Here is a 17,844-nt window from a genome sequence, read left to right on the forward strand (position 1 = left end):
GGCCCCCGGGCGTCGCCCACCCTGACTCGTAGACACGCGGGGACGGGGAGACGCACCGTGTACAGCATCGTCGTGGTACCTCCGCCGACCACGGAGGACGAGCCGGACCGGACGCAACTGCGGCTGGCACCCGGCGAGCGGCTGGCCTTCGGCCGCTCCGCAGCCGACAACGACCTGATCGTTCCGCACGACGGGGTGTCCCGCAGAGCGGGCGCGATCACCGCGCAGGGCACCTTCTGGACCCTGAGCAACCTCAGCGCCCACCAGACGTACGTGGTGGACAACCCGGAGGGCGCGGGCGAGCACATCAAGGTCGGCCCGGGCCGCCTGGACGCGCCCGTGCCGTTCGAGTTCTCGCGGATCGTGCTGCCGGCGGCGGGCGACCTGCTCGCCTTCGACGTCTGGGCGCCGCGCCACGACCATCTGCGCATCGAGGGCGGCCTCGACGGCGACACCACCGCGCCCGCCTTCTCCGTCGACCGCACCAAGCGCTACTTCGCGGTGCTGGCCGCCCTGTGCGAACCCCGCCTGCGCGGTGAACCGCACGCGCCGCTGCCCACGGTCGACCAGGTCGTGGACCGACTGCGCCCGAACTGGCCGGCCGCGTCCCGCACCTCCGTCCAGTGGAACATCGACTACCTCGCCGTGAAACTGCGCCTCAAACCCGGGCCGGACACGGCGGACACGGGCCCGCGCCTCAACGGCAAGAAGGAGTCGCTGGTGTCCCTGGCGCTCCGCTTCGACCTGGTCCGGGAGGACGACCTCGTCGTCCTTTCGAACCCGGCCGCCCGGGAGGCACGGTGACCGAGCCCTACGCCGTGCAGGTCCCCCGCGGGTACCGGCTCGGCGTCTGGGAGGTGCGCGAGCCGATCGCGACGGGGGCGTTCGGGAGCGTGTACGAGGCGCGGCGCACGGACGGCGGCGAAGAGCTGCCGAGGACGGCGGCCCTGAAGTTCCTGCCGACCGGCACGGGCACCCCCCGCCAGCTGGCCCACCTGCGGGAACTGATCGACCGGGAAGTGGAGTTGCACCGCAGGCTGCGCCGCCCGCGGCTGATCCGGATGTACGACACCCTCACCGTCGACGACCCCGGGCACCCGCGGCTCGACGGCGCCACCGTCCTCGTACTGGAGAGGGCGGAGCGCTCCCTGGCCGCCCTGCTCGCCGCCTCTCCCCGCCCGTCCGCGGGCCCCGCCCTCCTCGCACAGATCTGCGAGGGGCTGGCCCAGCTGCACCGGGCGGGCTGGGTGCACGGTGACCTGAAACCCGGCAACGTCCTGCTGATGCGGGACGGTTCGGCCCGTCTCGCCGACTTCAACATGGCCGCGGAGCTGGAGGGCACGCACGCCTACACGCCCGCCTTCTCCACCCCGGACTACACCCCGCCGGAACTCCTCTGGTCGGAGATCGGCGAACGCGGCCGCCGCATCCGCCCGTCGGCCGACGTCTGGGCGTTCGGCGTGCTGGCGCACCTGCTGCTGACCGACTCCTTCCCGCTGCCGGGCGGCACCCCGACGGCCCGCCGCGACGCGGCCGCCGCCTACGCCCGCGGCACCGACGAACTGCGCCTGTCGCCCGAACTGCCGGACGTCTGGCGGGAGATCGTGCGGGACTGTCTGGCCCGTACGCACGCCGACCGCGTCGACACCGACGCCCTGCTGCGCCGCGTCGAGGCGGCAGCCGGCACGGCCCGCTCCCCCCGTCTGCCCCGCACCCTGCTTCCGCGCCGCCGCTCCCGTCGTACGACGATCCTGTCCACCGCTGCGGCCACCGTCGCCGTGGCCCTCCTCGGCTACGGCATCAGCAGCTGGGCCGACGGGGGCGCGGACGGCGAGGGGCCGGGGTCCGGCGGGACCACGAAGGTCACTGCTGCCACCTACGGCGCCGCCGAACTCCGTACGGGCAAAGGCGTCCCGGTTGCCTACCGCCGGCTCATCGTCGACTCCGCCCACGACTGCGTCCAGCCGGAGGTCACCCCCGCGCTGATCGCCGCCCTGCTGAAGGCGGAGAGCAACTTCGACCCGAACCTGTCCGACCCGTCGGTGGGGAAAGAGGGCGAGTACGGCATCGCCCGCTGGACGCCGAGCCTCCTGCGCTGGTACCTCCGCGCCGACGGCGTCCCCGCGAAGGAGACCCCCAGGCCTCCCCTCACGCCGGCCGAGTCGATCCCGGCCGTGGGCCGCTACCTCTGCTTCATGGAACCGCGCCTGAACCGGACCGGGTTGTCCGGTGACCGCCAGGTGCTGCTGGCGGCCGCGTACCGGACGTCGACCAAGGTCGTGAACGACGCGGGTGGAGTTCCCCCGCAGTACCGCGACTACGCCACCCGCGTCGCCCACTACCTCAAGGAGTACACGCCGCCCGGCAAGAAGTGACCCTGGGAGGTCTGAGGTACCGCTCAGGGGCGCGCCGGCGGCACGGTGTCCCTGTCCACCAACGGGGGTGGCAACACCGGAAGGACACCGACCATGAAGCGCATGCTCGCCTCGCTGGGTGCGGCGGCCGTACTGGCCACGGGCGCCGTCGCCCTGACGCCGACGGGCGCGTCGGCGGCACCGAACGGCTGCTGGGGGAACGCCGGCACGCAGACCGACCCCGAGGGGCGCACCTACACGGCGCGCTACTGCCACAACTACCAGGGCGGCGACGTCTACCTGTACCGCCAGCCGATCGGGCACCTCTACGCGGGCGACAACTGGTTCGTCTGCCAGTCGAAGGTCCCGGACTTCCCCAACCCGCCCGTCGGGGACGCCCGTAACGACTGGTGGCTCTACACCCAGGGCGACACCGGAAGCTCACACAACGCCTGGGGCTATTTCCCGGCGAACAAGGTCTCGGGCGGCAACAACTACGAGCCCATCCCCGGCCTGCCGGTCTGCTGACCGACGTCCGGCCCGACCGCGGCCTCCGGCTCCCTCGGGGGAGGGCCGGAGGCCGTTCGCCGACGAGATCTCCGCCCTCGGCACGACGGCCCCCTATCCGGGGAGCCCCCTATCGCATAATGCCGCACATTTCGTGCAGGACACGCCGTTTTTGCATGCTGTTGGGATATCCGCGCCTTCCCTTCCTACCCTGGCTCCAGTTTCTGTCGGGGGAGGAAACAGTCATGCACAGCATCATCGTCGTGCCCATGCACAGCACGTGCCCGGACGATCACATTCACCTGGAGCCCGGCGACTCCCTGCCGTTCGGCCGCACGGCAGGACCGCACGGCCCGCACCTGACCGTCGCGCACGAGGGCGTCTCCCGTACGGCCGGAGAGATCACCGCCGCGGGCGCCTACTGGCGGCTCAGCAATCTGAGCAGCGCGCAGACGTACGTGGTCGAGAACCCGGAGGGCGCGGGCGAGCACATCAAGGTCGCGCCGGGCCGGCTCGACGCCCCGGTGCCCTTCGAGTTCGCCCGCGTGGTCCTGCCCGCCGGAAACGAACTGCTGAGCTTCGACGTCTGGGCCCCGCGCCACGACTTCCTGGACCGCGTCGGCCAGCGGGACGGGACGCCCACCACGTGCGCCTTCCCGCTCGACCGCGGCAAGCGTTACTTCCACGTCCTGGTCGCCCTGTGCGCCGCCCGCCTGCGCGGCGAACCGCACGCCCCGCTGCCGACCGCCGAGGAGCTGGTCGAGCAGCTGCGCCCGTTGTGGCCCGCGGTCTCCCGTACGTCGGTGGCGTGGAACATCGACTACCTCGCGGTCAAGCTGCGTCTCAAACCGGCTCCGGACACGGTGCCGAGCGGCGGCCCGCGCCTGAACGGCAAGAAGGAACGCCTGGTTTCCCTGGCCCTGCGCTTCGACCTCGTACGTGAGGACGACCTGGCTCTGCTCGGCCGTGGCCCTCGGCGCCGGCACGCTCGCGCTCTCGCTCGGCCTCCAGTTCGGCGCCCCAGCCACGGCGGCACCGGTCTCCGACCAGCCGGCCGACGTGGTCGCGGCGGCGAAGCCCGCGTTCCAGATGCCGTTCGCCTGCGACACGCACTGGCGGCTCGACACCTACGACAGCGGCCACGACCCGGCGCTGGACATCGTGGTGAAGGACAACACGGGATCGTCCGGCAAGAACGTGCTGCCCGGCTACAAGGGCAAGGTGGCCCGCACCTTCTGGGACCGAGGCGCCGGCAACGTCATCATCATCGACCACGGCAGCGGCTGGTACACGGCGTACTACCACCTCAGGGACAATCACGACAGGTACGTCCAGGAGGGCGACAGCGTCACCGCGGGGACCCGGATCGGCCACATCGGTGCCACCGGCGCCAACAGCGGAGGCTGGGCGCACCTGCACTACGAGCAGCGCTACAAGACGGACGGCATCCCGACGGAGGCCAACCGCCAGCCCGTGGACTTCAACGGCAAGACGTACACGGGTGCGGGGAAGACGTGGACGGACGTCGTCAGCAAGAACTGCTAGGGCTTTCGACGCCCGCGTGTGCGGCGGCCCGGGTGCGGGTGCCGGGACAGCGGAGACAGCGGAGACAGCCGGGACGGCAACAACAAGCCGTAAAGAGTGCCTGGTTCCGGCAGTGACCTCCAGCGTGGCCGAAGCGAGAATTTCCGTACCGGCAGATGAGGCGCAGGACTTGGGGGACGTTTCGGCTTCGGCCCTGCGCGTCATCCGCCGGTTTCTCGCTCCATACCTGTTGTCCAGGCAAGTAAGGAAAGTCACCGTGAGATTGACCCGCGCTGCCCTGACCATGGCGGCCACCGCCCTGACGCCGGCCCTCCTGCTCACCACCCCGGCTTTCGCCGCCGAGCCGAGCGCGCCCTCGCCCACCACCGTGGCGACCGCGGCCGCGACGGCCGACCTCAGCGTCGACGAGATGTCCGACGACGACGTCCGAGTCGCGATCGCGCGCATCATCGCCGATCCCAACACCGGCAAGGCCGTCTACGCCGCCGCACAGGCGGCCCTGGACGGCACCATCGAGGACCAGCGGTACTTCCTGGAGACGGGTCGCTGGATCGCCCAGTTCGAGGACGATCGCGTCGCCACCTTCCGCATCCTCCACACCGCCCAGCAGAGCAAGGACAAGGCGGTCATCAGGGAAGCCACCAAGGCCCTGGAAGCCGACACCCCGCAAGCCCTACGCGCCTTCCTGGAGACCGGCTACCGCCTCGCCCAGGCCGAGGACGACCGCGTCGCCATCGCCCGCATTCTGGCCGACCCGAGCATCAGCGACGCGCTGCGCGCGGCTGCCGAGAAGGCCATCGACGGCACGCCGGAGGAGTTGCGGTACTTCCTGGAGGTCGGGCAGTACGAGGTGGACCGCTGACGCGTCTCCTCAACTCCTCCTTCACGGTGGTGATGGGCTTCCCGAGCCGTCGGGTCCCTGCTAAGGGTGGATGAGAGCGCGTGCCGAACGGGGGGATGCCGTGCGCTATTGGGCGCTGTTCTGCGCGATCGGCGCTGCCGTCTCGATGCTGGTGGCGTTCCCCCGGGCACAGCGCGAACGCCGGCTGAGAAGGCACGGCCGCACCGCGACGGGGATCTGCCGGGGACACCTCAACCCCCAGGAGGAAGGCGGGCCGATGCGGGTCCGCTGCGGCATCCGGACGCACCCGGAGCAGAAGGGCGAGATCTGGGTCGTCGTCCGGACCCACGACCGCATCCCCCAGGTCGGCGACGAGTTCACCATCGTCTACGACCCCGCGGATCCCGTCCACGCGGAGAGCCTGGACGTGATCCGCGAGTCCCGCACATGGGGCTACGGCGACCTCGTCTGGCTGCCCATCTGGGCCTCGTTCTTCCTCCTCTACGGAGGCTGCATGGCGGCGGCCGCCGGCTGACTCCTCGTCAGGGCCGTCTTCCGACCGACCCTGAAACATTTCAGGTTCCTCGCGCTCCCGTCACGAGTGAGGCTGACTCCTGCACCGCCGCCGGTACGCCAACAGTGGAGAGGTAGGAGCATGTCCCGAATCACGCGCAAGGTGGTTGTCGGCCTCATCGCGGCCTGTGGAGCGCTCGGCGCTGCGGTCGCCCCTGCGACGGCGGCGGACTACGCGCCGGATGAGTTCATCGTCCTCGGGGAGCCGAACGGCCACACCAAAGGCGCCATCACCTGGTACAACCGCACCGCGAACATCCAGGGATATGTGCTGGACATCTCGGACGGCGGCCGCTCGACCAGGGCGATCTTCGAAGCCTTTGCAGGGTCGACGAAGATCGATTCCGAGACGCGGACCACCAACAACGAGAGTGATCTCGGTTCGAAGCGGTCCTTCAACTTCACGATCGGCGACACGGACCTCGCCGACGGGATCGACCGGATCAAGATCACCGTCTGTCAGCAGCCGCCCGCCAGCGGAGACGGCTGCTCGTCGCCCGAGAACTACTCCAAGGACTGACCGCCCCTAGAGGGATACGACGAAGAGGGCCCAGGCTCGGGTGGGGAACACCAGGGCCGAGCCCTCGGGATTCTTGGAGTCGCGGACGGGGATGATGCCGGGGAGGTTGTCGGCGACCTCGACGCACTCACCGCCGGTCCCGTTGCTGTAGCTGCTCTTGCGCCACCGCACGGAGCTCAGGTCGATGTTGCTGTTGGGCTTCATTCCGGTAATCCTCTGCAGCTGCCTCGATCATGGCCAAGGACGCCTCCGGGGGCAGTGCGGCGGCCCTGAGCAGATCGTACGACTCGCGGTGCTGCATCACGAGGGCCGGATAGTCGATGACTTGGCTGCTGTGCAGACCTTCGATGTACACGAGCGGTGGCGCGTCGAGGAAGGTCATGATCCGGGTCATGCCCACCATGAACGGGTGAGTCGCGGTGGTTTCCGGGACGATCTGCACAATGGACCGTGTGGCCCTGACCACTTCCGCGATGTGCCTCGGCGGCCCCTGCCCCGAAGTCCAGCTCTGCGTCAGCGAGTTGCTGACGAACGTGATCAACCATGTCGGCGAGGGCGCACCGGTGACCGTCCGTCTGGTCCACGGTCAGGACGGCCGTGTGCGGGTGGAGGTCACCGACCCCGACCCGCACGCCTCGCTCATCGCGCGCCACCCGGGCGAGGACGACGAAAGCGGCCGCGGCCTCCTGCTGCTCGACGCGATCGCACGACGCTGGGGCGTGTGGCTGACACCCGCCGGCAAGACCGTGTGGTGCGAACTCCTCGGCAGCCCGTGAAGAGGCCCGGAAGAGGTCTACCTGAAATGTTTCAGGTTCACGTCCCTCCTCCCCTCCGTGACAGTGGGTGCGCAAGCCACACAACAAGGGGGACATCACCATGCACGCATTGCGCACACTGCGCGCCAAGGCGGGAATCTCCGCCGCCGCCGTCCTGCTGTCCGGGGTCGGCCTCGGCCTGGCCACCGCGTCGCCTGCCGAGGCCTACGCGGGTTACTGCAACACCTCGGTGACCCGGAGCAGCGCGCTCGGCTCCCTCAGCTTCGCCTTCGACGCGAAGATCCCCGCCTACAACAAGTCCATGGACTGCTACATGAACCGGGGCGCGAACAGCGCGGCCGTGAAGGCGCTCCAGATCTCGCTGAACAAGTGCTACGGCCGCAGCCTGGACGTCGACGGAATCTTCGGCCCTGCCACCAAGGCGGCCCTCGAATACGCACAGGGCAAGGAGGGCATCGGCGTGGACGGCGAGTACGGCAACGAGTCACGCTCCAACCTGAAGTGGGAGTTCAGCCGCGGCGGTTCCTACAAGTGCCTGGAGCTGTGATGCGGTTGCGCGCCATCATGCCGAAGTACGCCGTCGCCGTTTCGACCGCCGCCCTGGCGGCAACCGGTCTCGCCGTCACGGCCTCCCCCGCGGAGGCCGCCTCGTACCCGACGTGCAACGCCGCCAAGAAGCACTACATCTCCTCCACGCGCTTCGTGGTGCAGCCGTACTACACGGGCACCGGCTCACGGAACTGCGTGATGGGTTACGGGGCCCAGTCCGCGGGAGTGACGCGCCTGCAGTTCGCCATCAACGACTGCTACAACGGCATCGCCAACATCCGTGAGGACGGCATCTACGGCAGCGAGACCCGGAACGCGGTCAAGTACGTCCAGGAACAGACGGACGGGGACGCCGCGGTGGACGGGGTGTACGGCCCGGAGACCCGCAAGGCCACGTACTGGGGCGTGTACATCGAGGGAGAGGGCTTCTACAAGTGCCAGAAGCCGCAGGTGTGAGGAAGGAGGGGACCATGGGAAAGAAGTTGGCCTCTGTTCTCGGGGCTCTCGCGTTGGGCACGGGTGCGGTGTTGGCGTCTCCGGGTGCGGTTCATGCCGCCTCGTATCCCACGTGCAACGCCAAGAAGGCGGTGTCCGCATCCGGGTCGTTCTTCACGTACCAGCCCTACTACAGCGGTACGGGCTCACGGAACTGCGTGATGTCCCAAGGGGCCCAGTCGGACGCCGTGTACGCGCTCCAGATCGCCATCGACACCTGCTATCAGGACATCTCACGGGACGGAATCTACGGACCGGAGACCAGGCAGGCGGTAAGGGCCGTGCAGGACGCCGAAGACGTGGGGGTGGACGGCGTGTACGGGCCGGAGACCCGCAAGGCCATGAAATGGCCCCTCTACATGGGAGGCAGCGGCTCGGTCCACGGCTGCTCAAGGCTGGGCGTCTGATACACGCCGCCCCCTTCACCAGGGGTCGTACCTGTGCCCCGAGGATTCCGGCGTTCCCGGCGCCTCGGGGCCACTCCCCCCGCCCCACGCGATAGCCTCACCTCAACTGGCGTGACACAAGCGCACGTTGGGGAGGCAGCCAGAACAGCACTCGGGGGATCGATGACAGACCAGCGGCAGCCCATGCCGTCCCACACGCCGGCGTCCGATGACGCCGCCCTGAAGCACGCGGGCGCGACACCGCTGCAGTCGGCCGACCCCGGCCGCATCGGACCCTACGTCCCCCTCGGCCTCCTCGGCAGCGGCGGCATGGGCCGGGTCTACCTCGCGCGCCCCGCCGACAGCACCCCCGGCCTCGCCGCCGTCAAGGTGATCCGCCCGGAGTACGCCGAAGACCCCCGCTTCCGCAGGCGCTTCGAGCGGGAGGCCTCCGTGCACGCCCGGGTCCACACCCCGCGTGCGCCGCAGCTGCTCGGCACCGGGTTCGACGACACGCTGCTGTGGATGGCCACGCAGTACGTTCCCGGCCTCAATCTCGCCGACGCCGTGCGCGACTGCGGCACGCTGGCGCCGGCCGGCGTGTGGCGGCTGGTGGCGGACCTCGGGCAGGCGCTGTCCGCGATGACCGCCGCCGATGTCGTACACCGGGATCTCAAGCCGTCCAACGTGATCCTGTCCCCGCAGGGCGCGCACGTCATCGACTTCGGCATCGCGCAGGCTGCCGACAGCAGCGCGATCACCTCGACCGGGAGCAGGGTCGGCACGCCCGCCTTCATGGCACCCGAGTATCTGCGCGAGGGACGGTGCGACACCGCCTCCGACGTCTTCTCGCTCGCGGGGAGCCTGATCTACGCGGCCACCGGCCATGCCCCCTTCGGGGACGGCACCGGCGTCGACGTGATGCACCGGGTCGCCTTCGAGGAGCCCAAGCAGGAGATCATGGCCGAACTCGCTGCCGTGGACCCCGCGTTGGCCGGCCTCCTGTCCGCCTGCCTCGCCAAGGACCCCGCCGGGCGACCCACCCCACGCCAACTCACCGAAGCCGCCACCGCCGCCGGTCACGGCCGCGCAGCCGTCTGGCACGAGCCGCTGAGCGCCCGGCTGCTGGCCCGAGGGCAGGCCTGCGACGCGCTGGAACAGGTCGCCGTCCACGAGACCGTCCAGTTGCGTACGCCGACACAGCAGCCCGCTCCCGCCAGCACTCCGCCTGCACCGCCCTCCTGGCAGCACGCCACCCCCATCCAGACCCCGGCACCGGAGGACGGCGACCGCCGGAGGAAGCGGAAGGCCTACCTCGCCGTCATCGCCGGCCTCGCCGTGTGCGCCGTCGCCGCGGGCGCCTTCTTCCTCACCCGCCCGTCCCTCGACGAAACGGACTCGGCCGCACCGGCGGCAGCCGGCAGCACCGCCCCCGATGCCGCGCACGCCTCTCCCCTCCCCAGCTCCTCCGCCTCGCCCTCCGGCGACAAGGAGAAGGGGAAGCGGAAGGGGAACGGGACGGAAACCAGGCCGGGGGAAGCGGAGGCCGAGAAGTCGCAGAGCCCGAACGCACCTGTAGGCGGCGCAGGCCCCACGCAGTCCGCTCCCACCGCCGAAGCCTCCCCCACATCCGACGGCGACGACAGCGGTGGCGGCACCGCCCCGACCGCCACCCCCACCAAGACCGCCACGACACCGGCCACCCCGCCCTGGATCTCCCAGTGCACGTACTACTCCGGCACCGAACTCACCGACTACGGCGACAAGGGCCAACGCGTCGTCCAGGTGCAGTGCATGCTCACCAAGCGCGGCTACAGCGTCGGCAGCGCGGGCGTCGACGGCGAGTTCGGCAGGGACACCGAGTCGGCGGTCAAGCAGTTCCAGAGCGCCAAGGGACTCGAGGTGGACGGCCAGGTGGGGCCCAACACCTGGGCGGCGCTGCGCAGTTCGACGTAGCGCCGCCAGGATGTCGTTCCGTCAGCGGAATCAGTGGGATCAGTGGAAGAAGTGCCGCGTCCCCGTGAAGTACATCGTCACGCCCGCCTTCTTCGCGGCCTCGACCACCAGCTCGTCGCGGACGGAACCGCCCGGCTGGACAACGGCCTTGACGCCGGCCTCGGTCAGGATCTCCAGGCCGTCGGGGAAGGGGAAGAAAGCGTCCGAGGCGGCGTACGACCCCTGCGCGCGCTCGGCGCCGGCCCGCTCCACCGCCAGCTTCGCGGAGTCCACGCGGTTGACCTGCCCCATGCCGACGCCCACCGACGCGCCGTCCTTGGCGAGGAGGATGGCGTTGGACTTGACGGCCCGGCAGGCCTTCCAGGCGAAGGCGAGCTCCGACAGTTCCTGGGCGGTGAGCGCCTCACCCGTCGCGAGGGTCCAGTTGGCGGGGTCGTCGCCGTCGGCCTGGAGGCGGTCGGTGACCTGGAGGAGGGCGCCACCGTCGATGGGCTTGACCTCGACGGGGTTGCCGGGGCCCTCGGGGCAGCGCAGCACCCGGATGTTCTTCTTCTTGGCGAGGGCCTCCAGCGCGCCGTCCTCGTAGTCGGGCGCGACGATGACCTCGGTGAAGATCTCCGCGACCTGCTCGGCCATCTCCTTCGACACCGGACGGTTGACGGCGATCACACCGCCGAACGCCGACAACGGGTCACAGGCGTGCGCCTTGCGGTGCGCCTCAGCGATGTCCGCGCCGATCGCGATGCCGCAGGGGTTGGCGTGCTTGATGATCGCGACGCAGGGCTCGGCGTGGTCGTACGCGGCACGGCGGGCGGCGTCCGTGTCCGTGTAGTTGTTGTACGACATCTCCTTGCCGTGCAGCTGCTCGGCCTCGGCGAGGCCGCCACCGCTGCCGTCGACGTAGAGGGCGGCGGGCTGGTGCGGGTTCTCGCCGTACCGGAGCGTGTTCTCCCGTTCCCAGGTGGCGCCGAGGAAGTCGGGGAACTGAGAGTCGTCGACAGGGGCGTAGGAAGAGGCGAACCAGCTCGCGACGGCCACGTCGTACGCCGCCGTGTGCTGGAACGCCTCGGCCGCGAGCCGCTTGCGGGTGGCGAGGTCGAAGCCGCCGCTCTGCACGGCCGCCAGCACATCGGCGTAACGGGCCGGGCTGGTGACGACCGCCACGGACGGGTGGTTCTTGGCGGCGGCGCGCACCATCGACGGTCCGCCGATGTCGATCTGCTCCACGCACTCGTCGGGGGATGCCCCGGAGGCGACGGTCTCGCGGAACGGGTAGAGGTTGACGACGACGAGGTCGAACGGCTCGACGCCCAGCTCCTGCAGCTGCCGCTGGTGGTCCTCCAGGCGCAGGTCGGCGAGGATGCCCGCGTGCACGCGCGGGTGCAGCGTCTTGACGCGACCGTCCAGGCACTCGGGGAAGCCGGTGAGCTCCTCGACCTTGGTGACGGGGACGCCCGCCGCGGCGATCTTCGCGGCCGTGGAACCGGTGGAGACGAGCTCGACACCGGCCTCGTGCAGCCCGCGCGCGAGCTCCTCGAGCCCGGTCTTGTCATAGACGCTGACGAGCGCCCGTCGGATGGCCCGCTTGTTGCTCTCGGCGGTCACTGGATAACTACCTTTCGTCCCTCGATGCGATAGCCGTTGCGGGCGAGCCGCCCCACGACATCGACGAGCAGCCTTCGCTCGACTTCCTTGATGCGCTCGTGCAGAGCGGCACCCTCGTCCTCGTGGTCCTCCTCCCGGACCTCCACCACGCCCTGAGCGATGATCGGTCCGGTGTCGACGCCGTCGTCGACGAAGTGGACGGTGCAGCCGGTGACCTTGGCGCCGTACGCGAGAGCGTCGCGGACACCGTGGGCGCCGGGAAAACTGGGGAGGAGGGCGGGGTGCGTGTTCACGAACCGCCCCCCGAAGCGGGCCAGGAACTCCTTGCCCACGATCTTCATGAAACCGGCCGACACGACGAGGTCGGGCTCGTACGCGGCCACAGCCTCCGCAAGGGCCGCGTCCCACTCGTCGCGGGTGGCGTGGTCCTTCACCCTGCAGACGAAGGTGGGGATCCGGGCCCGCTCGGCGCGGGCCAGTCCCTCGATGCCCGAGCGGTCCGCACCGACGGCCACGATCTCGGCGCCGTAGGCCTCGGTGCCGACGGTCGAGATGGTGTCGAGGAGCGCCTGGAGGTTCGTACCGGAACCGGAGACCAGCACGACGAGGCGCTTGGCCACGGGCTTGGCGGCCACGGTGGGGCCCTTTCTCGGGGGAGCGTTTGCATGGCCGGTTTGTACAGTCATACGAATGCTTCGCGCCCCGGGATACGGGGAAGTCTACGAAGCGGCCGACCGTCAGCAACGATACCGGCACACCGGGCGGCCCCCACGGGACGGGGGCGTGGCCGGAAGGTAGCGTCTGGGAGGAGCGGGCTCGGGAACGCGGTCGTCGTGCGGTGCGTTCTCCTCGTGACAGCTCAGGACAGCCAGCCGTATCACCTAGGGGAAGACGCTCACTTGATGCCGGACCGCAGTTTGCGACTCCTTACACTCCCCCCGCAGTCGTCGCAGGGAGGGGAGCGTAGCGGTGTGCTTCTGCGGGAGCGCCCCGCCTCACCGCCCGACGCGCCCTCGGACAAGCAGAACGGCGAGGGGGAGGGCGGCTCGGCTCCGGCTGCGCCCCCGGCTCCGGCGTCGGCTCCGACTCCGGCCTCGGACGACAACCCGTTCGCACCGCCGCCGGAGGGCACTCCGGACCGGCCGTGGCAGCCGCGTCGCCACCCGACGGGCGGCGAGGGCGGCGAAGACGGTCAGGGGTCCGACGGTTCGAGCGGTGACGGCGGTGGAGCCCCCTGGGGCAGTCAGTGGAGCGACCAGCAGCCCGGCCGCTCCCCCGGCGGCTTCGGTGAGCGCCCGGGTGCCGGTCCGCCCGAGGGGCCGAGCGGCGGCGGGCAGGGACCCGGTCTGCGCTGGGACCCGACGGACCCGGGCCAGCGGCGCGCGCGGTACGCCCTCCTGTCCGGCATGTGGGCCTTCTTCTTCGCGCTGTTCAGCTGGCCTTACGTCGCTCTGCTGCTCGGCGCGCTGGCCCTCTACTGGGGCATCAGCGCCCTGCGCGCCAAGCCCCCCGCCGCGCCCGACCCGAACATCCCGGCGCACGCGCAGACCGGCCGCCCGCAGCGGACCGCCGCGGTGAGCGGCCTGGTCACGGCGTCCCTGGCCATCGCCCTGGTCGCCGCGGGCTTCACCGTGAAGATGGTCTACAGCGACTACTACACCTGCACGAACGACGCCCTCACCAACGAGGCGAAGCAGTCCTGCGCGGACCTTCTGCCGAAGGAGCTGCGGGGGGTGCTGGGGGCGAGCAGCTGACGGCGGCTTCTCAGCGGGAATCGGGAGTATCGGGGGTATCGGATGATCCCGGTGATTCCAGCTCCGCGGACGCTTTTCTCAGCTCCGCCCAGCGCGCCTCACGCGCCGCGTCGTCGTCGTGCCACAGCGGCTGCGCGGCCTCGGTGGGCAGGAAGTCGTACGGCTCGAAGGTGCTGTCGTCGGCCATCGGCGCTTCCCGGGCCCCGGGTGCCTGCGGGGCCTTCGGGGCTTCCCAAGTACTCGGCGTCTCCGTGGCCTTCGGCCCTTCCGGCCGCGGCTTGCCGATCGTCGCCGCACGCTCCTTGCCTTCCTCGGCCTTCTCGGCCCCATCGGCCTCCTCACGCATCGAGCGCCGGCCCCGGCACCGCCACGCCCGCAGCGCCAGCGCCGTAGGAACCGCCAGCGCCGAGGTCCAGGCCAGCGCCGCAGCCCCGGTCTGCCACCACACCGGCCCGAAGCGGGCCAGTGCGCCAACGCCGAGCGACCCTCCCGCGAACGCCGCGAGGACGGCGACCAGGACCGCACACAGTACGGCCGCCAGCCCGGCGGTCCCTGCGGTCCGCCCCGGCGACCAGGCAGCCGCCACCGGCCCGTGATCAGCGTCCCTGCGCCCGGCTCCCGCGCCGCCCACGGGCCCGCCGTCCACACCCCGGGCCCCCGGTCCCCCGCCGGGACCCGGCCCATCCGCAGCCTCGCCGACCGGTGCCCCGCCGGCGACCCGCCCCACGACCCACCCCACCGTCACTCCGACCGCCACCGGCACCACCCCCGCCGCCCAGTGCAGCGGCGTCCCGGTGCCTGTGGCCGGTACCGCCGCCAGCAGCGGAAACGGCGGGAGCAGGGGAGCTGGGGCGGAGGCCAGCGGCGTCACCGTGTGGCCGACGCCGAGGGTGAAGCCGGGGCCGAGGGCGTACGACCCCGCCCACACCACCGCGTTCGGGACCAGGGCGAGGCAGAGCAGCAGGACGGCGAACCGGCCCGACCATCCCTCCGTGAGCCGGAGGAACGATCCCCGGGCGGCCCCGCCGTGCCACACCAGTGAGGCCGCCAGCAGCAGCGCCCCGCCTCCGACGAGCACCGCCGTCCCCACGCCCGCGGCGCGCGCGGCCGTGCCGAGGCGGGCCCCGGCGTCCGGGCCGAGGACGAGCCGTCGTGGGCCCGGCAGCAGGCTCAGTACCTCGTCCAGGACCTCGCGCGGGCGGCCGTACGCCGTCCACACCCCCGTGGCCGCCGCCACCGTCACGAGCAGCGGCACGCTCACACCCGTCCACACCCAGGACGGCCGCAGCTCGCCGCCCGTCGCGTAGAGCGCGGCGACGGCGCCGACGGCGAGGTAGCCGAGGACGATGCCCGCGCAGGCCGTCCTCCCCGAGACGGCCGTCCGTCCGTCGTCGTCCTCGCCCCCGTCGGTCGCGTCGCGTGCCGCCCGGTGCACCAGCCAGAGCGGCAGCGCGAGCAGGAGCAGCGGGGTGAGGCCGACGGGTGCGGGAACGCCGGAGAGTGTGTCGGTGCGGACCAGTTCGGCGCCGTGCGCCAGCAGCCACAGCGCCGCGGCGACATGCAGCGCTCCGTCGGGCCCGCTGTCGGGGTAGGGGGAGCTGATCCACAGCACCATCACGAGGACGGCGAACGAGGCGAGGCCCAGCCCGGCCGCGACCGCACCGCCCAGGAGGCCGGCGGCCAGTCCGGGCGATCGGTCGCGCAACCGGGCGCGCGGGGACGACAACGGTGGTCGGCGTGCGGTCATCTGGATCACGACCGTCATGCTCCCAACGGCACGTGCATTCTCGTCGCAAGAGGCGAACCTCCGAAGTGTCGCCCAATATACGTTTTATGTACTTTTTCGCACGAAGGGGTGCCCGGTGACGCAGGGTCCTGCGACCCCGCTCCCCCCGCCGAAGGAGCGCAGGCGGCTGCGCGTGGCCGGGTCATTCACGCAGGATCAGATCGCGGCCCGGGTGGGCGTCACCCGCAAGACGGTACGCGCGTGGGAGAACGGCCGTACGACACCGCGCGGCCGGAAACGGGAGGCGTACGCGAGCCTGCTGGCCGAACTGGCGACCGACGCGGCCGACAGCCCCCTACGAACGGACGACCCCGTGGCACCGGCAGCGGCGTCGGCATCGGCATCGGCGCCGTCCGAGCCGCCCCCCGCACCAGGCCCTGTACCGGTGCCGGCGCCCGAACGTCACCCCCCACCGTCACCTCTGACTCCCTCTCAGGCCTTCGACGCCCTGTACGCGTTCTGCTCCCCCGCACTCGTACGGCAGGCCTATCTGCTCACCGGGCGGCGGGAACTCGCGCGCGAGTCGGTCGAGCGGGCCTTCGAACTCGCCTGGCAGCGCTGGCCCGAGGTGGCGGTGGACCCGGACCCGGCGGGCTGGGTGCGGGCAGCGGCCTACGAGTACGCCCTCTCCCCCTGGCACCGCTTCCGCCCGCGCTACCGGCACCCCGAGGCACCGCCCGCCGACGCGCCCGACCGCGCGCTGATGGACGTACTCCTGCATCTCCCGCCCCCGCACCGCCGCACGCTCCTGCTGTACGACGGTGTCGGCCTCGACCTGCCGGAGACGGCGGCGGAGACGGAGGCGAGCACACCGGCGGCCGCGAACCGGCTGCTGCGCGCGCGGGAGGCCGTCGCCGCACGGCTGCCGGAGCTGTCCGACCCCGCGGAGCTCACCCGGCGGCTGGCCGAACTGGCCTCCAAGGAGCGCCTGCGGGCCGCGAAGCCGCTGACGGTACGGACGTGCAGCGAGCGCAGGGCGCGCTTCTGGACGCGGGCCGCCATCGCCTTCACGGTCGCCCTGATCGGCACGACGGCGCTGTCGCTGCGGTCGGCACCCACGCGGTACGAGCCGCCGGTGGCGCCGGGGGAGACGGTGCGGGGGGTACCGCCTCGGGTGGCGCCGGGAGCCTTGTCGGAGGCGGAGGTGGAGCTGCGGGCGAAGTTGCGGGGGGAAACGGTGAACGGGCCGGAAAAGCTGGTGCCACTGGGACCTTGACGCACGGGGAAGGGCCCGCATCCTGGTTCAAGGATGCGGGCCCTTCCCTATGACGCGTCGGTTCAGCCGGCGAGGCCGTACTTAATTGCCGAGAATGGCGCGCGCCAGCTTCGCCGTCTCGGTCGGCGTCTTGCCGACCTTGACGCCGGCGGCCTCTAGGGCCTCCTTCTTCGCGGCGGCCGTACCGGAGGAGCCGGAGACGATGGCGCCGGCGTGGCCCATGGTCTTGCCCTCGGGCGCGGTGAAGCCCGCGACGTAGCCGACGACCGGCTTCGTCACGTTCTTCGCGATGTAGTCCGCCGCACGCTCCTCGGCGTCGCCGCCGATCTCGCCGATCATGACGATCAGGTCGGTGTCGGGGTCGGCCTCGAACGCGGCGAGCGCGTCGATGTGCGTGGTGCCGATGATCGGGTCGCCACCGATGCCGACGGCGGACGAGAAGCCGATGTCACGCAGCTCGTACATCATCTGGTACGTCAGCGTGCCGGACTTCGAGACCAGACCGATACGGCCCGGCTTCGTGATGTCGCCCGGGATGATGCCGGCGTTCGACTGGCCCGGGGTGATGAGACCGGGGCAGTTCGGGCCGATGATCCGGGTCTTGTTGCCCTTGGACCCGGCGTACGCGTAGAACGCGGCCGAGTCGTGGACCGCGATGCCCTCGGTGATGACGACCGCGAGGGGGATCTCGGCGTCGATCGCCTCGACGACGGCTGCCTTGGCGAAGGCCGGCGGCACGAAGAGGACGGATACGTTCGCGCCCGTCTTCTCGATCGCCTCGGCGACCGTGCCGAAGACCGGGATCTCGGTGCCGTCGATGTCGACGGACGTGCCCGCCTTGCGGGGGTTCACGCCACCGACGATGTTCGTGCCGTCGGCCAGCATGAGCTTGGTGTGCTTCATGCCCGTGGCACCGGTCATGCCCTGGACGATGACCTTGCTGTCCTTGTTGAGGAAGATAGCCATGGCTGTGTCTGTCCC

The 17,844-nt window shown here is 71.1% G+C and carries 19 protein-coding genes and 2 pseudogenes; 15 read left to right on the forward strand and 6 right to left on the reverse strand.

The features are described from left to right. The first annotated feature begins 57 nt into the window (after positions 1 to 57). The 8 genes and pseudogenes from ACFYO2_RS11790 (at position 58) to ACFYO2_RS11825 (ending at position 6,340) form a co-directional block, all read left to right on the forward strand. The gene (locus ACFYO2_RS11790; RefSeq protein ID WP_388347346.1) at positions 58 to 804 is read left to right on the forward strand and encodes an FHA domain-containing protein; all 747 of its coding nucleotides are present in this window, start codon (positions 58 to 60) and stop codon (positions 802 to 804) included. After that, positions 801 to 2,375, forward strand: a complete 1,575-nt coding sequence (locus ACFYO2_RS11795) for a serine/threonine protein kinase (protein ID WP_388347348.1) — start codon at positions 801 to 803, stop codon at positions 2,373 to 2,375. The genes ACFYO2_RS11790 and ACFYO2_RS11795 overlap by 4 nt, the downstream gene beginning before the upstream one ends. Before the next feature lie 93 nt (positions 2,376 to 2,468). Continuing rightward, positions 2,469 to 2,882, forward strand: a complete 414-nt coding sequence (locus tag ACFYO2_RS11800) for a hypothetical protein (protein ID WP_388347350.1) — start codon at positions 2,469 to 2,471, stop codon at positions 2,880 to 2,882. A 224-nt stretch (positions 2,883 to 3,106) separates the two neighbouring features. Next, positions 3,107 to 3,841, forward strand: a pseudogene (locus tag ACFYO2_RS11805) (FHA domain-containing protein); the annotation flags it as partial. Positions 3,842 to 3,950: 109 nt separating this feature from the next. Then, a complete protein-coding gene (locus ACFYO2_RS11810) occupies positions 3,951 to 4,406 on the forward strand; it encodes a M23 family metallopeptidase (protein WP_388347604.1) in 456 nt (151 codons plus the stop codon). Positions 4,407 to 4,662: 256 nt separating this feature from the next. Beyond that, positions 4,663 to 5,268 carry an ALF repeat-containing protein gene (locus ACFYO2_RS11815; protein ID WP_388347352.1) on the forward strand — a complete coding sequence of 202 codons (606 nt, stop codon included), beginning with the start codon at positions 4,663 to 4,665 and terminating at the stop codon, positions 5,266 to 5,268. A 70-nt stretch (positions 5,269 to 5,338) separates the two neighbouring features. Next, complete coding sequence (locus ACFYO2_RS11820; RefSeq protein ID WP_388347354.1) at positions 5,339 to 5,782, forward strand: hypothetical protein; 444 nt, start codon at positions 5,339 to 5,341, stop codon at positions 5,780 to 5,782. Between the two features lie 120 nt (positions 5,783 to 5,902). Continuing rightward, a complete protein-coding gene (locus ACFYO2_RS11825; RefSeq protein WP_388347356.1) occupies positions 5,903 to 6,340 on the forward strand; it encodes a hypothetical protein in 438 nt (145 codons plus the stop codon). Positions 6,341 to 6,346: 6 nt separating this feature from the next. Here the strand turns inward: ACFYO2_RS11825 and ACFYO2_RS11830 are convergent, their stop codons facing one another. Together ACFYO2_RS11830 and ACFYO2_RS11835 are read right to left on the reverse strand one after the other, a co-directional pair. Then, on the reverse strand, positions 6,347 to 6,544 hold the full coding sequence (locus ACFYO2_RS11830; RefSeq protein ID WP_388347358.1) for a DUF397 domain-containing protein: 198 nt from the start codon (positions 6,542 to 6,544) through the stop codon (positions 6,347 to 6,349). Next, positions 6,468 to 6,818, reverse strand: a pseudogene (locus ACFYO2_RS11835) (Scr1 family TA system antitoxin-like transcriptional regulator); the annotation flags it as partial. The pseudogene ACFYO2_RS11835 and the gene ACFYO2_RS11830, both read right to left, overlap by 77 nt. Here ACFYO2_RS11835 and ACFYO2_RS11840 point away from each other — a divergent pair. The 5 genes from ACFYO2_RS11840 to ACFYO2_RS11860 all read left to right on the forward strand — a co-directional run bounded on the left by ACFYO2_RS11840 (position 6,793) and on the right by ACFYO2_RS11860 (position 10,502). Next, positions 6,793 to 7,116 (forward strand): ATP-binding protein, encoded by a 324-nt coding sequence (locus tag ACFYO2_RS11840; protein WP_388347360.1) that lies wholly within the window; start codon positions 6,793 to 6,795, stop codon positions 7,114 to 7,116. The pseudogene ACFYO2_RS11835 and the gene ACFYO2_RS11840 overlap by 26 nt on opposite strands. Before the next feature lie 100 nt (positions 7,117 to 7,216). Continuing rightward, positions 7,217 to 7,663, forward strand: coding sequence for a peptidoglycan-binding domain-containing protein (locus ACFYO2_RS11845; RefSeq protein ID WP_388347362.1), 447 nt, complete (start codon positions 7,217 to 7,219; stop codon positions 7,661 to 7,663). Beyond that, entirely contained in the window at positions 7,663 to 8,121 is a 459-nt protein-coding gene (locus tag ACFYO2_RS11850) for a peptidoglycan-binding protein (protein ID WP_388347364.1), read from the forward strand. The genes ACFYO2_RS11845 and ACFYO2_RS11850 overlap by 1 nt, the downstream gene beginning before the upstream one ends. Positions 8,122 to 8,135: 14 nt before the next feature. Beyond that, positions 8,136 to 8,567 (forward strand): peptidoglycan-binding protein, encoded by a 432-nt coding sequence (locus ACFYO2_RS11855; RefSeq protein WP_388347366.1) that lies wholly within the window; start codon positions 8,136 to 8,138, stop codon positions 8,565 to 8,567. A 162-nt stretch (positions 8,568 to 8,729) separates the two neighbouring features. After that, the gene (locus ACFYO2_RS11860; protein ID WP_388347368.1) at positions 8,730 to 10,502 is read left to right on the forward strand and encodes a protein kinase; all 1,773 of its coding nucleotides are present in this window, start codon (positions 8,730 to 8,732) and stop codon (positions 10,500 to 10,502) included. A gap of 39 nt (positions 10,503 to 10,541) precedes the next feature. On the opposite strand, the gene purH is transcribed toward ACFYO2_RS11860, so the two are convergent. Further along, the gene (purH, locus tag ACFYO2_RS11865) at positions 10,542 to 12,107 is read right to left on the reverse strand and encodes a bifunctional phosphoribosylaminoimidazolecarboxamide formyltransferase/IMP cyclohydrolase (RefSeq protein WP_388347370.1); all 1,566 of its coding nucleotides are present in this window, start codon (positions 12,105 to 12,107) and stop codon (positions 10,542 to 10,544) included. Then, a complete protein-coding gene (gene purN / locus ACFYO2_RS11870; RefSeq protein WP_388347372.1) occupies positions 12,104 to 12,742 on the reverse strand; it encodes a phosphoribosylglycinamide formyltransferase in 639 nt (212 codons plus the stop codon). Before purN ends, purH begins: the two co-directional genes overlap by 4 nt. Positions 12,743 to 13,009: 267 nt before the next feature. Between purN and ACFYO2_RS11875 the strand changes: the two genes are divergently transcribed. Further along, positions 13,010 to 13,861, forward strand: coding sequence for a hypothetical protein (locus ACFYO2_RS11875; protein WP_388347374.1), 852 nt, complete (start codon positions 13,010 to 13,012; stop codon positions 13,859 to 13,861). A gap of 10 nt (positions 13,862 to 13,871) precedes the next feature. Here ACFYO2_RS11875 and ACFYO2_RS11880 read toward each other — a convergent pair whose 3' ends face one another. Then, the gene (locus tag ACFYO2_RS11880; RefSeq protein WP_388347376.1) at positions 13,872 to 15,626 is read right to left on the reverse strand and encodes a DUF6350 family protein; all 1,755 of its coding nucleotides are present in this window, start codon (positions 15,624 to 15,626) and stop codon (positions 13,872 to 13,874) included. A gap of 97 nt (positions 15,627 to 15,723) precedes the next feature. Between ACFYO2_RS11880 and ACFYO2_RS11885 the strand changes: the two genes are divergently transcribed. Continuing rightward, positions 15,724 to 16,863, forward strand: coding sequence for a sigma factor-like helix-turn-helix DNA-binding protein (locus tag ACFYO2_RS11885; protein ID WP_388347378.1), 1,140 nt, complete (start codon positions 15,724 to 15,726; stop codon positions 16,861 to 16,863). 81 nt (positions 16,864 to 16,944) lie between these two features. On the opposite strand, the gene sucD is transcribed toward ACFYO2_RS11885, so the two are convergent. Beyond that, positions 16,945 to 17,829, reverse strand: coding sequence for a succinate--CoA ligase subunit alpha (sucD, locus tag ACFYO2_RS11890; protein ID WP_388347380.1), 885 nt, complete (start codon positions 17,827 to 17,829; stop codon positions 16,945 to 16,947). Between the last annotated feature and the right edge of the window lie 15 nt (positions 17,830 to 17,844).

Origin of the sequence: Streptomyces sp. NPDC006602 (assembly GCF_042870385.1) — a bacterium.
Classification (GTDB): Bacteria; Actinomycetota; Actinomycetes; order Streptomycetales; family Streptomycetaceae; genus Streptomyces.